12 protein-coding genes and 1 other RNA gene are annotated in these 14,212 nt (G+C 37.1%); 3 read left to right on the top strand and 10 right to left on the bottom strand.

All coding sequences use genetic code 11. The features are described from left to right. Positions 1 to 16 precede the first annotated feature (16 nt). The 4 genes from ACN0NP_RS07015 to ACN0NP_RS07000 form a co-directional block, all read right to left on the bottom strand. Positions 17 to 2,407, bottom strand: coding sequence for a primosomal protein N' (locus ACN0NP_RS07015; protein ID WP_423217022.1), 2,391 nt, complete (start codon positions 2,405 to 2,407; stop codon positions 17 to 19). A 144-nt stretch (positions 2,408 to 2,551) separates the two neighbouring features. After that, positions 2,552 to 2,866, bottom strand: a complete 315-nt coding sequence (gene rpoZ / locus ACN0NP_RS07010) for a DNA-directed RNA polymerase subunit omega (RefSeq protein ID WP_003067343.1) — start codon at positions 2,864 to 2,866, stop codon at positions 2,552 to 2,554. 23 nt (positions 2,867 to 2,889) lie between these two features. Next, entirely contained in the window at positions 2,890 to 3,507 is a 618-nt protein-coding gene (gene gmk, locus ACN0NP_RS07005) for a guanylate kinase (protein ID WP_003063524.1), read from the bottom strand. Between the two features lie 158 nt (positions 3,508 to 3,665). Continuing rightward, positions 3,666 to 5,273, bottom strand: a complete 1,608-nt coding sequence (locus tag ACN0NP_RS07000) for a ribonuclease Y (protein ID WP_021141782.1) — start codon at positions 5,271 to 5,273, stop codon at positions 3,666 to 3,668. A 148-nt stretch (positions 5,274 to 5,421) separates the two neighbouring features. Between ACN0NP_RS07000 and ACN0NP_RS06995 the strand changes: the two genes are divergently transcribed. Then, positions 5,422 to 5,907: an S-ribosylhomocysteine lyase gene (locus ACN0NP_RS06995; RefSeq protein WP_003067349.1), complete on the top strand. Its 486-nt coding sequence runs from the start codon at positions 5,422 to 5,424 to the stop codon at positions 5,905 to 5,907. A gap of 73 nt (positions 5,908 to 5,980) precedes the next feature. On the opposite strand, the gene ACN0NP_RS06990 is transcribed toward ACN0NP_RS06995, so the two are convergent. The 6 genes from ACN0NP_RS06990 to ACN0NP_RS06965 form a co-directional block, all read right to left on the bottom strand. Then, entirely contained in the window at positions 5,981 to 6,745 is a 765-nt protein-coding gene (locus ACN0NP_RS06990; RefSeq protein ID WP_423217021.1) for a (S)-acetoin forming diacetyl reductase, read from the bottom strand. 147 nt (positions 6,746 to 6,892) lie between these two features. Further along, positions 6,893 to 8,425, bottom strand: coding sequence for a cell division site-positioning protein MapZ family protein (locus ACN0NP_RS06985; RefSeq protein WP_423217020.1), 1,533 nt, complete (start codon positions 8,423 to 8,425; stop codon positions 6,893 to 6,895). A gap of 63 nt (positions 8,426 to 8,488) precedes the next feature. Next, entirely contained in the window at positions 8,489 to 9,661 is a 1,173-nt protein-coding gene (locus tag ACN0NP_RS06980) for a THUMP domain-containing class I SAM-dependent RNA methyltransferase (RefSeq protein WP_423217019.1), read from the bottom strand. Positions 9,662 to 9,831: 170 nt separating this feature from the next. Further along, positions 9,832 to 10,199: RNase P RNA component class B (gene rnpB, locus ACN0NP_RS06975), an RNA gene on the bottom strand. Positions 10,200 to 10,265: 66 nt separating this feature from the next. Beyond that, positions 10,266 to 10,595, bottom strand: coding sequence for a cell division regulator GpsB (gene gpsB, locus ACN0NP_RS06970; RefSeq protein ID WP_021141777.1), 330 nt, complete (start codon positions 10,593 to 10,595; stop codon positions 10,266 to 10,268). 126 nt (positions 10,596 to 10,721) lie between these two features. After that, on the bottom strand, positions 10,722 to 11,240 hold the full coding sequence (locus ACN0NP_RS06965; protein WP_423217018.1) for a DUF1273 domain-containing protein: 519 nt from the start codon (positions 11,238 to 11,240) through the stop codon (positions 10,722 to 10,724). Positions 11,241 to 11,314: 74 nt separating this feature from the next. On the opposite strand from ACN0NP_RS06965, the gene recU reads away from it, so the two are divergent. Together recU and pbp1a are read left to right on the top strand one after the other, a co-directional pair. Next, complete coding sequence (gene recU / locus ACN0NP_RS06960) at positions 11,315 to 11,923, top strand: Holliday junction resolvase RecU (RefSeq protein ID WP_024344642.1); 609 nt, start codon at positions 11,315 to 11,317, stop codon at positions 11,921 to 11,923. Beyond that, positions 11,910 to 14,135 (top strand): penicillin-binding protein PBP1A, encoded by a 2,226-nt coding sequence (gene pbp1a, locus ACN0NP_RS06955; RefSeq protein ID WP_287969231.1) that lies wholly within the window; start codon positions 11,910 to 11,912, stop codon positions 14,133 to 14,135. The genes recU and pbp1a overlap by 14 nt, the downstream gene beginning before the upstream one ends. The last annotated feature ends 77 nt before the right edge of the window (positions 14,136 to 14,212 follow it).

Genomic DNA, 14,212 nt, shown 5'->3' with positions numbered 1-14,212 from the left:
ATAGCATAGCAAAAGCCTACATAAAATTCTGTGGCTCATGGTCAATCACAAGTCGCAAATCTTTATTTTCAGGTAATTGCGTCATGTCCAAAATGTAGTTCAAGACCTCTTCTAAATGATTCTCAAAGCGATATTTAATAATAATCTGATAATGATAGAGATTATGCGTTCTTGCAATCGGCTTAGGTGTTGGCCCCAAAATCTTGATTTTATCAGATAAATGCTGACGCAAGAGTTGCAAGATTTCAAAAGACTTGCGCACAACTGTCTGCTCATCTTTATGCGATAAAGTCAAACCAACCGTAAAATAATATGGCGGATAAGACAGTTGCTTGCGAATTCCCATTTCATAAGCATAAAATGCTTCATAATCCTGCTTTTGAGCCAACTTAATGGCATAGTGCTGAGGATTATAAGTTTGAATGAGAACTTCACCTTCTTTTTCTGCACGCCCTGCACGTCCTGCTACCTGCGTTAGCAATTGAAACGTTCTCTCAGATGATCTAAAATCAGGCAAGTTCAAAGACGTATCCGCATTTAAAACCCCAACTAAAGTCACATTTGGAAAATCAAGTCCTTTTGCAATCATTTGAGTTCCAAGTAGAATATCTGCTTCATGATTTCCAAATTTATCCAAGATTTGCTGATGAGCACCTTTTTTGCGCGTTGTATCAACATCCATTCGTAAAATACGAGCTTGCGGAAAAACCTCTTTTAATTCATCGTAGGCTTTTTGAGTCCCAGTTCCATAGTAACGAATACTGCGGCTATGACAACTTGGACAAGTATGTGGGATAGCTTTTTCAAAACCACAATAGTGACAATTCATGGTCTTTGTATCCATATGAAGTGTCAATGAAATATCACAATTTGGGCACTCATCTACGTAACCACAATCACGACACATGACAAAGCTCGAATACCCACGGCGATTTAGCATGAGAACGACCTGCTCACGTTTTTCCAATCTGTCAGCAATTTTTTCTAAGAGATAAGGTGTGTAATTGCTGACTTCTTGTTGCCCAACATAATCGCGAAAATCAACAATGTCTACTTTAGGAATTTTAGCGAGTGGGTTAGCACGATGAGTCAATTGTAAAAATTGGTAAACGCCACGGCTAGCCCTAGCGCGACTTTCAATGCTTGGTGTCGCAGAGCCCATTAACAGAACTGCTTTATGATATTTTGCTCGTAGCAAAGCCACATCACGCGCATGATAACGTGGATTAGATTCTTGCTTGTAAGTTGCCTCGTGTTCCTCATCGATAATGATGGCTCCAATATTTTCCATTGGAACAAAGATAGCCGATCTGGCGCCAACCACCACTCGAGCTTGACCAGATTTGATTTTTCGCCATTCATCAAATTTTTCACCATCAGATAAAGCTGAGTGCATAATTGCCACTTGCTTACCAAAACGTGAAATAAAGCGATTCGTCATCTGCGGTGTCAATGAAATCTCAGGTACCAAAACAATGGCTGTCTTGCCGAGCTTTAAAACCTTATCAATGATATGAAGATAAACTTCAGTTTTACCTGAACCTGTCACACCTTCTAGCAAGAAAGGTTTAGAGTCTTTTCCAATTTGACTTGTAACTTTTTCAACAACTGCAGCTTGTTCATCATTTAAATCAAGAAACTTAGTTGTTGCAACATCAAAATAGACATCTGAACGTTTTTTCTCTCTTTCAATGACTTTAATCAGCTGATTTTCTACAAAAAATTTGACAACTTCACGTGAAAATAGCTGATGCAAATCTGATAATTTTCCTTCATCAGGATGTTCAAGCAGATATTCTTGCAGCTCCAAACGTTTCTTAGCACGAGCTGAAATCTCGGCAGCTGCAAGTTTATCAGACAGAACTTGATAATATTTTTCTGTCTTAATATTCTTTTTGTCTTTTGCTAAATATTCTACAGTTATCTTTCCAGCCTGAACTAGTCGTGCAACTTTTTTAGTCTCATCTTCTGACAAAGTAGAATGGAGACGGCTCTCTTTTTCACCAAATAATGCTAATCTCTCTTCTTGTGACAAATCTTCGCTTGGAATCAGCTTTTTATCATACTGAGAATTAAGGAGATTTGGAATCATTGATTTCAAAATTGAAATCTTATATGAAAAGACAGTATGGCGCATTTGCTCAGCTAGCTTAAGTTGTTCTTCATTCAAAACAGGTTCAAAATCCAAAACTTCACAAATAGCCTTGAGTTGATTAGCTTGACCTTGCATATTCTCAGTAAAGCCAACAACGAACCCTTGCAAAAGACGATTGCCACGTCCAAAAGGAACATGCACACGAGACCCTAAAACGATTTGGTCTTGCATATCGTCTGGGACAAGATATGAAAAAGGCTTATCCGTCTGCATCAAGGGAACATCGACGATAACTTGGGCAATTTTCACCATAACTCTCCTTTCTAATGACTCTTGAGCTAAAAAATCAGCATTATTCTACCGAAAAAAAGAATAATCATCATGATAAGTAATGTTTTAACACTTGTTTACTTTATCACAATGATTTATTACAAGAAAAATCTAAGATAAAATACCTTAGATTTTTTCTCCTTCTTCTTTTTCTTTAGCAATTTGTTCTTTGATTTTACGTTCTTCTTCTTCTTTAGCCAAACGTTCTGCTTCAATGCGAGCAAGAACAGCTGCGCGTTTTGCTTCTGGATCTGGGTGGATAACAACGTTACCAGATTCGATTTCTTCAAGAGCTTGCAAAGTAGCTTTTACAGATTTGAATTCTTGAGTTGGTTTAGCACCTGCTTCAAGTTCATGAGCGCGTTTAGCTTGAAGAATGCAAAGTGAGTATTTTGAAGGCACTTTATCAAGCAAAGTGTCAATAGAAGGTTTTAACATCATAGCTTTTTTCTCTTTTCTCTCTTTTAATCAATGTCTTTAATCATGTCATTGTAACGACCAATCACACGATCAACACGGAAGTGTTCTGCTTCAATAATGCGTTTAACACGTTCAGCTGCCAAAGGCACTTCATCATTAACTACAGCATAATCGTATTCACGCATCAAAGCAATTTCTTCTTTGGCACGTTCAATACGTTGGCGAATAACTTCTTCGCTATCAGTACCACGACCGACCAAACGATCTTTTAATTCATCCAAATCTGGTGGAGTCAAGAAAATGAATACACCATCTGGAACTTTTTTCTTAACTTGAAGGGCACCTTGAACCTCAATTTCAAGGAAAACATCAATTCCTTTATCAAGAGTTTCATTAACGTAAGTCAGTGGTGTGCCATAGTAATTACCTACATATTCAGCGTATTCCAACATCTGACCATTTTTAATAAGCTCTTCAAATTCTTCACGAGTTCGGAAGAAATAATCAACGCCATCAACTTCTCCAGGCCGTTTTTGGCGTGTTGTCATAGAAACAGAATACTCAAATTTATGATCAGGTGTTGAAAAAATTTCTTGGCGAACTGTTCCCTTACCAACCCCAGAAGGTCCTGAGAAAACAATTAACAAACCACGTTCGGTCATGCCACTCTCCTTATTATAGACTACAAGTTAAGACTTGCTTTTTATCAATTAGACTACAGTCTAGTATATCAAAGATAAGGCTATTTTTCAAGAAAATTTACAAGCTCTTGCTATTAAAAAGAAGTACGTTTATAACGTACCTCTTTTTGTCTATTTCATTATTTTGCGTAATCAACCGCACGTAGTTCACGAATGACTGTAACCTTAATATTACCTGGGTAATCAAGATTATTTTCAATCTTTTCACGAACTTTATGCGCAATGATTGTTACCTCATCATCGGAAATTTTATTTGGTTGTACCATGATTCGAATTTCACGACCAGCTTGCAAAGCGTAGCTATTTTGAACGCCGTCAAAGCTTGTCGCAATTTCTTCCAAATCACGAAGACGTTTGATGTAGTTTTCCATTGACTCGTTACGAGCACCTGGACGAGCTGAACTTAAAGCATCAGCAGCCGCAACGATTACAGCAATAACACTTTCTGGTTCAACATCACCGTGGTGACTAGCGATAGCATTAACGACGATTGGATTTTCTTTATATTTGCGAGCGAACTCTGCACCAATCTCAACGTGACTACCTTCAACTTCACGGTCAATTGCTTTACCCATATCATGTAAGAAACCAGCGCGACGAGCTAGCATCACATTTTCACCAAGTTCACTAGCAAGAATACCTGCCATCTTACCAACTTCAACAGAGTGACGTAAGACATTTTGACCATATGAAGTTCTAAATTGCAAACGTCCCATGATTTTAATCAAATCAGGATGCAAGTTTACTGCACCGATTTCAAAAGCAGCAGCTTCACCATATTCACGAATGCGGTTATCCATTTCCAAACGGTTCTTTTCAACCAATTCTTCAATACGCGCTGGATGAATACGACCATCTTGAATCAAAGCTTCCAAGGTCATGCGAGCAATCTCACGACGAATTGGATCAAATCCTGAAAGAACGACAACTTCTGGAGTGTCATCAATGATGACATCAATACCAGTCAAACTTTCAAGAGTACGAATATTACGACCTTCACGTCCAATGATACGACCTTTCATGCTATCATCAGGTAAATGAACAGTTGTAATAGTTTGTTCAGTAACGTATTCACCAGCCATTCGTTGCATGGCTTGAGCGAGAATATTTTTAGCGAGTTTGTTAGACTTATCACGAACCTCACGTTCAGCATCTTTGATACGAGTAGCAATTTCGTGCGTTAAATTAGTTTCTGTTTCTGTTAAAATAATTTCACGCGCTTCAGCAATCGTCATCAATGCAACACGTTCAAGTTCGGCTTTTTTCTGTTCTTCAAGTTCTCCGATTTGTTTTTCACGCTCATTAATGTGTCTAGATTTATCGGTTAGACTTTGTTCTTTACTATCCAACACTTTTTCTTTGCTGGTTAGATTTTCATCCTTGCGATCAAGAGAAGACGCTCGTTCTGTTAAACGAGTTTCCATTTGTTTCAACTCTTGTCTTTCAGATTTAAATTCTTTTTCAATCTCTTCTCGATATTTTCTAGCCTCTTCTTTTGCTTCGATCAGTAATTCTTTTCGATGAGCTTTTGTTTCTCGCTCAGCTGATTTTCTAATGTGTTCAGCTTCTAACTCAGCTTTTCCACGTAGATTGACAGCATCCTGTTCTGCATTTAAAAGAGTGAGTTCTGCAGCTTCTTTCGCAGACTTAAGTCTAATCGAAATCAGTGCATAACCAACTATCAAACCAATGAGGGCAAAAACAATCAAGATAATAATATTTGGCATGTTTTTACCTCAATAAAAATTTTAGATTTCATCTATAGAAAGCTACTTTCAAGTTTACCATAAAACAAATTTTTTCACAATTTAAAATTGTAAAGCGTTTTACTAAAATTTATGATATGATTATTAAAACAATACAAAGGAGGCTATTATGTCTAAAAAAGAAGTAACTGTTGAAAGTTTTGAACTCGATCACACTCTCGTTAAAGCACCTTATATTCGTTTGATTTCTGAAGAAGTTGGACCTTCAGGAGATGTTATTTCAAACTATGATATTCGTCTCGTTCAACCAAACGAAAATGCTATTCCAACTGCTGGGTTACACACTATCGAACATTTGTTTGCAAAACTTATCCGTGAACGCATTGACGGAATGATTGACTGCTCACCTTTTGGTTGCCGTACTGGTTTCCACATGATTATGTGGGGCAAACACAGCACAACTGAAATCGCAAAAGTCATCAAATCAAGTTTGGAAGAAATTGCTAATGTAACATCATGGGAAGACGTTCCTGGTACAACTATCGAATCTTGCGGTAACTACAAAGACCACAGTCTATTTACAGCTAAAGAATGGGCTAAACTCATTCTTAAAGATGGTATCTCAGACGATCCATTTGAACGTCATATTGTTTAAAAAACAAAAGTCAGCTTTGCTAGCTTTTGTTTCATAAAAGGCAGAGAGATTCTCTCTGCCTTTTATAATAATTTTAATGGAATTGCATACCACCATCAACAATAATGGTTTGCCCAGTAATGTAATCAGAATCAGGTCCTGCTAAAAAACTGACAGCTTTAGCCACATCTTCTGGTTCAGATAACCGCTTAAGAGTAATATCTTTAGCGAATGTTTGCATTCCCCATTCATCGTCCTTACCTGCATTTCTACCAACTTCATGGGCAATATCAAACATCATCGGCGTCTTAACAATACCTGGCGCATAAGCATTTACTGTAATACCATAATCTGCTAAATCACGCGCCAAAGTTTGTGTAATACCGCGAATGGCAAATTTGCTGCCACCATAAACAGTCAAATTTGGGTTACCTACCACACCTGCTTGAGATGATGCATTAATAATTTTACCACCGTGACCTAATTTTTTGAATTCTGCCAAAGCCGCTTGAGCACCCCAAATTGCACCTCCGACATTAATGGCAAAAGTACGTTCGAAGATGTCTTCTGTGATTGTTTCTAGAGGTGTTGTTGGAGCGACTCCTGCATTATTCACAACTACCGATAAATCCCCAAAATGTTCAACAACCTGAGCAAATGCTTTAGCAACCTCTTCACGCTTAGAAACATCTGCTACAACAGCATAAGCATCTTGAGGAGAAAGTTCCTGAACAGCTTTTTCTGCTGTTTCTTGATTATAATCTAAGATTCCAATTTTAAAACCATCTTCGTGAAGACGTTTTGCAATAGCAAAGCCAATCCCTTGACCTGCACCAGTAACAATGGCTACTTTTACCATAATATCACCCCTTAATCTTTAAGTTACGCCAATTATAGCGCTTTCAAATTTTGCTGTCAATTTTTTGAAACTCTTTCAAGTATTTTTCAAAATTTCACTTTAAAAATCAAAAAAGCCCTCCAAAAGGAGAGCTTTTTGAACATTTCATTAATAATCCAATGCGTCAGAATGACCTGAACCATTACCTACAAAGTAACCTGTTTTACAGTTGATTGAGAATAGATATGTTCCGTCTTTTCTAAACATGTTGTAGTAGCCATTACCATTGATGATGTTAACTTTTTCAAGAATATAATCATCACCTGAGAAATAACCACGTGCTTGTGATGTTGAAACAACTTTTTCAAGTACACCATCACCAAATGTCCAAGCGGCATTTCCTGAATCAGCAATAGCAGATTCGTTATATGGAACACGACTTTTATCGCGTTGAAGGTTTGATGTATTAGAAGTTGATTCTGTAGAAGAAGCTTCACTGCTATCTGTTTGGCTAGCAGAACTTGCAGCCTGTTCTTGACTACTTGATTGTGTCTTAGATGTTAATTGTTTTTTACCTTCAGTGATAGCAGATTGAAGTAAGTTATCCAAATTAGCATCACCAGTATTTAAAACATCACTAGACAAGTTATCAAAGTTAGCATCAGCTTTTACAGTTCCTGAAACTTTTTTACCATCTACGATGACATCTTTATCAAATAAAGCGTTGATTGCTTTGATAGCAGTAATGTGAGCTGCAACAGTGTCGTATTGTTTTTTAGCAGCATCGTAAAAATCAGTTCCTTTCAAGGCATCTAATTTTTCTTTCAATACTGAGATTTTATCAAACTCACTATTTTTCAACTTCGTTTTAGTATCATCAGTAAATAGCGCTGCGTAAACATCATCAAAAGCTTCTTTCGCTTCTTTTGCTTTCTTAGCAGCACTTGAACTTGCTGAAGTTTTTTTCGTAGTTGAAATTGTTGATGAACTTGCAACTGTAGTACTTGAATCTTTGGCGTAGTGTAATCCATAGCCAGCTCCAAAGATAGCTACAACCAAAGCAGCCAAACCACCAATAATCACACGTTTTTTCTTAGATGAAGGCTTGTCATCATCAGAAGAAATCGCAATTGATTCATCAGCTGTTTTGGATTCTTCCTCAACTGTGGTAGAAACTTGTTCATCAGCGCTTGATTCTTTCGCTTCAACTTCTTTAATCTCATCAACAACTTCTTTGTCATCAGTTGGTGTTTCTTCGACAGAAGCTTCTTTTGTTTCTACAACTTCAGGTTCTGAAACTTCTTTTGCAGGTTCTACAGTTTCTTCAACAACTTCACTTAATGTTTCAGATGGTTCTACATCCTCAACAACTGGTTCTGCTTGAACTTTTTCAGCTTCTTCGAACACTTCTTTGCTGACAATACCACTATTAACAAGTTCTTCACGTTGTTTTTTAATAAAGTTATCCAAAGCTTCTGTATCTAAATTTTCAAAATCAGATAGCTTTGTTTCAAATTTTTGTGATGTTACTTCATCTCGGTGCTGTTTAATATACTTATCTAAAACGCCATCAGACTCAGTAATTCCAGCTTTCCTTTCAGAATCTTTTCGAACAGCTTCTTCAATGGTTAGATTTTTAACATCTTGCAAGTTAAGCCCGTCTTGCTCTTCTGAAGACGGCATGTCTTTTTTCTCTGACATGTTTTGGTCACCTCTCTAAATAAAATCTCAACTGCCTAACTAAGCTGTTAAGCGCTACATTCCTTACTTTTCTTTTGCTTGCGCGATAGCAGAGCGTTTAACACGTTCACCGTAAAATTGATACAAATCAACTCTCAAAGGACCATTGTACAATTTACGTTTTTTATCAGCTTGTGACCCGTATTTTCGTTCAAACTGTTCATCGCTAGTCAGAATAAATTTACTCCACGTTTTAAGTGGTGCAAATGTCTGACCCATCTCATTATACAGGATGTCGACAGCTTTGTCATCAAGCAATCGTTCACCATAAGGAGGGTTAGAAACGATAACACCGTTGATTTTATCAGTTTTCAAGTCTTGAAGACGCATTTGTTTAAATTTTACAACATCAGAAAGCCCAGCTTCTTCAGCATTTTTCTTAGCAATTTCAACCATGCGCCCATCAATATCAAAACCTGAAATATCAAGTTCAACGTCATAATTAGCTTTTTCTTCAGCTTCATCGCGAACTTGCTGAACCAGATCAGCATCCACCCAATTCCACTCTTCAAAAGCAAAATCACGGTTAAAACCTGGAGCGATATTCATCCCGATTAAAGCAGCTTCAATACAGAATGTTCCTGAACCGCAAGTTGGATCAATCAACGGTTTATCAGGATACCAATTTGACAACTCAATAATAGCTGCTGCCATATTTTCTTTAATCGGAGCACCACCTTTTTCAACACGATAACCTCGTTTGAAAAGGCTAGCACCTGTTGTATCAATCATGACAGTTGCTTTGTCTTTTAAAATAGAAACTTCAATTTTGAATTCAGCACCATTTTCCTGCAATGGAACACCATCCGGACGGTGATAAACTTTTTGAAGTTTTTTAACAACGGCTTTTTTACTAATTGCTTGAACACTTGGCTCATTATGCAATTTTGATTTGACACATTTTGCTTTTGAAATTGGAAATTTTGCTCCAAGTGGCAAATAATTTTCCCAATCAAGTTTATAAACACCTTGGAAAAGTTCTTCAAAAGTGCGCGCTGGAAATTCTCCAACAATAATTTTGACACGGTCAGCGGCACGCAACCAAAGGTTTGTCACAGCAATGGTTCTAACATCACCTTGAAAACGTACTTTACCATTTTCAACCTGACAATCAATCCCTAAATCACGGATTTCACGTCCAACAACTGCTTCAAGTCCAGCGGCTGCTGTCGCTACTAAATTAAATGTTTTTTTCATTCACACATTCCTATTTCATCAAATACTTATCTATAAGTTTAACACGTTTTACCAGCTTAAAGCTAGCAAAATTTAATTAATTTTAAAATACCAAAACAATTGATGATTTAGTATTAAAATACAGCAAAAATAAAAGCTAGCCTAAGCTAGCTAGATACCTATATGCAATTTTCTATAAGCCATGTTTTGTTCCAGAGATAACTAGGTCTTATCTCCTTCGATAATCATCTGTCTACTGTTTCCAGTCAGGATAAATCGTTCGTTTCCTACTATCCCGTGCCCCTACCAAAGTTTGGGTTGCTAGCTTGAGGGGTTTACCGCGTTCCACTTCTCGGGTTTTCCCAAGAACTACGTCACTGTGGCACTTTTCAGAGCTATTCAAGCATATCAAAAGACTTAGCTTTTTCACTCGCCGTAACATCAAAAAGATGTCCCTAGGCTTATTAATTCACCTAGCACAAACACTACCGGCATCACAGCCAGTGCTAGCATGGACTTTCCTCATGGTACGTAAGGTACCACGCGATTATCCAAAAATTGCAATTTATCATCCTTACCTTCAAATGAAGATAAGACACATACAAAGTTAGTACTTAAATAGTAATTATGATTCAGTAATTTGTTTACCGAATACTTCTTTTTCCAAACGGCTGATACGTTTCAAAATATCAAAGTTAGTTGCCGTTTGAGCCACACGCGCATGATCCGCTTGCGGTGCGACAAAAGGAGCTGATGGCGCTTTAGGTTTAGCAGCCAGTTGTTGTTTCAATTTTTCATTTTCAGCACGTAGTTCTTGAACTTGTGAAATATAACTTTCATAATCTTTGATAACATCATCAAGAAACTCGTCTACTTCTTTTTTATCGTAACCACGCATGCTAGTTTTGAACTCTTGTTCAAAAATGTCCTTTGGACTATAAATAATACTTGCCATTCTATCTCTCTCCAAACAAAACTATTCTAGTTAACCTTAGAATATGAAATCGTCATATCAAGATATATGTTACAGAAAATTTAGTGAAAAATCAAGCATTTACTTTTAATTCATATTAAAAATTTATTACCAATCTTCAAGAAATTCATTAAGGCGATCAAAAGTCAGATATTGGATAGGATAATCCGACTTTTCTTGCATCACATGAAGTAAATATTTTAAATTCGTTTCATTTTCTGAATCATAAAAAAGATATGCACCATCTGTATTATCAACCAGAAATTGGTTGTAATTTCTAAATTGACTTGGATTTTCGTAATCTGAATAAGAATACTTCACAAAATCAACTTGCTTAAACTCGCTGAGTTTCATCTGATTAGCTTCATTCCAGTTATGCCCATGATTTTCAAATGTAAAAATTGTAGCAATACTAAAATCATACTCCTCTTGCAACTCTTTTGCAACCTGCAATGCCCAATATTCAAATCCAAGATTTCCCATAAAAATCAACCAGTCGACACCTTCATCAAAGTATCGAATAAAATCATGCTTAATTGCTTTTTTGATAACCTTAATTCGCTCGTCTTTTTCTTGAAAAATGCCAAGCTCAAAACTCTTGTAGCCTGTAACGAGAATTGCAGTCATATTCTGTTTCCTTTCTAAAAATATGTTATAATAGTAGTGCTTATATTGACTTAAGCATGAATGTTAGGAGTTTTATGGTTAATTATCCACATCATATTATTCGAAAACAAGCAGCCCCAGCTTCTAAAAAGGTAAAAAAATCAACAATTAATTTTGCTAACCGTGGGATGAGTTTTGAAGCAGCAATCAATGAAACTAATAATTACTACTTATCTCGAGATATTGCTGTTATTCACAAAAAACCAACCCCAATTCAAATTGTAAAAGTTGATTATCCTAAAAGAAGCCGTGCAAAAATTGTAGAAGCTTACTTTCGTCAAGCATCAACAACCGATTATTCTGGCGTTTATAAAGGTCGCTATATTGACTTTGAAGCTAAAGAAACTCGGCAAAAGACATCCATGCCACTTAAAAATTTTCATGCCCACCAGATTGAGCACATGGAACATGTCTTAAAGCAAGATGGGATTTGCTTTGTATTACTTCATTTTTCAACAATTAAGGAAACTTATTACTTACCTGCTAGTGCTTTAGTGGACTTTTACCAAATCAATCTCGGAACCAAATCCATGCCACTTGATTATATCAGAAAAAATGGATATATGGTGACGACAAGTTCACTCCCTCAGGTTCCTTATTTGGATATTATCGATCAAAAAATTTTAGGCGGTGATCACAATTAAAAAGAAAACAACAAAACACAGACGATCAAATAAACCCACATCCAACAAGACAGCTATTAAGGTACTTAGATATGCCTTAATCACTATAATGTCATTAGTTGTTGCTGGTTTTGTCATTGGTGGATTAGTTTTTGCTTTTTATGTTAGCAGCACACCTAAGCTAACAGCTAGCAAACTATCATCTACTAACTCAAGTTTGATTTACGATTCTAACGGCTCACTAATCGCTGACTTAGGTTCTGAAAAACGCGAAAGCGTCTCAGCAAACAGTATTCCACTAAACTTGGTTAATGCCGTTACATCAATCGAAGATAAACGTTTCTTCAAACACCGTGGTATCGATGTTTACCGTATTCTAGGTGCTGCGTTAAATAACTTTACAAGTTCGAGCACTCAAGGTGGATCAACACTTGACCAACAGCTAATCAAATTGGCTTACTTCTCAACAAGTGAATCAGACCAAACTTTGAAACGTAAAGCTCAAGAAGCTTGGCTTGCACTCCAAATGGAACGTAAGTACACTAAAGAAGAAATTTTAACTTTCTACATCAATAAAGTGTACATGGGTAATGGTAACTACGGAATGCTAACAGCAGCTAAGTCATACTACGGTAAAGACTTGAAAGATTTGTCTATCGCTCAATTGGCTTTACTTGCAGGTATTCCTCAAGCTCCTAGTCAATACGACCCTTACACAAATCCAGAAGCTGCACAAAACCGTCGTGACACAGTTCTTTCTGAAATGTACGAAGATGGTAACATCACTAAATCTGAATATGATACTGCTGTTGCTACACCGGTTACAGATGGTCTACAAACTCTTACAGAGTCTACAAGCTACGAACCTTACCTTGATAACTACATTAAAGAAGTCATCCAAGAAGTTAGCGATAAGACAGGTCAAGACATCTACTCTGCTGGTCTAAAAGTTTACACAAACGTAGATACTGATGTTCAAAAATATCTATGGGATGTCTACAACACAGACTATTACGTAACATATCCTGACTCTGATTTACAAGTCGCCTCAACAATCGTTGATGTTCAAACAGGTAAAGTTATCGCCCAACTCGGTTCACGTAATCAAGACACAACTGTTTCACTCGGAACTAACCAAGCAGTCCTTACAGACCGCGACTGGGGTTCTACAATGAAACCTATCACAGACTATGCTCCAGCAATTGAAAATGGTGTTTACACAAGCACTTCTGACATTACTAGCGATAGTAAAGCTTATTGGCCTGGTACTTCTACCCAAATTTATAACTGGGACCGCCAATACTATGGTAATATGACAATCCAAACAGCTATCCAACAATCACGTAACGTTCCTGCTGTTAAGGCACTCGAATCTGTTGGTTTAAACAAAGCTAAATCATTCTTAGAAGGTCTTGGTATTTATTACCCACAACTTTACTACTCAAATGCTATCTCAAGTTCAACAAGTGATTCCGATGAGAAATACGGAGCAAGCAGCGAAAAAATGGCTTCTGCTTATGCCGCATTCGCTAACGGAGGAATTTACTACGAACCTCAATATGTTAACAAAGTTGAATTCAACGACGGTACAAGCAAAACATTTGATACATCTGGTAGCCGTGCAATGAAAGAAACAACAGCATATTTGATGACATCAATGCTTAAAACAGTACTAACTTACGGTACTGGTACTGAAGCTGCTATCTCAGGTGTTTACCAAGCTGGTAAGACTGGTACTTCAAACTACTCAGACGACGAACTCGCTGAAATCGAAGAATCAACTGGTATTTACAACAGTGTTGTTGGTACAATGGCTCCTGACGAAATGTTTGTTGGTTACACTTCTAAATATTCAATGGCCGTTTGGACAGGTTATAAAAACCGCATGACGCCAATCTACGGAAATGGTTTGAATGTTGCAGCTGATGTTTACAAAGCTATGCAAAGCTATCTTAATGAACAATATGGTAGTGGTAGCGAAGACTTTGAAGTTCCAAAAGGTGTTTACACAAGTGGTGGCTATGCTTACCTAAGCGGCTCAAGCAAATACACTTACTCACCATCATCAACTTCAGTCTACAGCAACATCTACGGTTCAAGCTCTTCAGAAGAATCTTCATCTAGCCAATCATCTAGTGAAGAAAGTTCTTCATCAGAAGAAAGTCAAACTTCTGAAACAGAAACAGCTACAGAAAATAACGCTGACTCAAGCAGCACTGAAACTAGTAACTAGTCCTTAAATTAAAAACTCCTCTGAATAATCAGAGGAGTTTTCTTATCTCTAAAAAAGTATCAATAGCTAAAACTACT

Origin of the sequence: Streptococcus equinus (assembly GCF_049393805.1) — a bacterium.
Taxonomy (GTDB): domain Bacteria; phylum Bacillota; class Bacilli; order Lactobacillales; family Streptococcaceae; genus Streptococcus; species Streptococcus equinus.
Note: the sequence above shows the minus strand (reverse complement) of the source record. Positions and strands in the feature narration are given on the sequence as shown.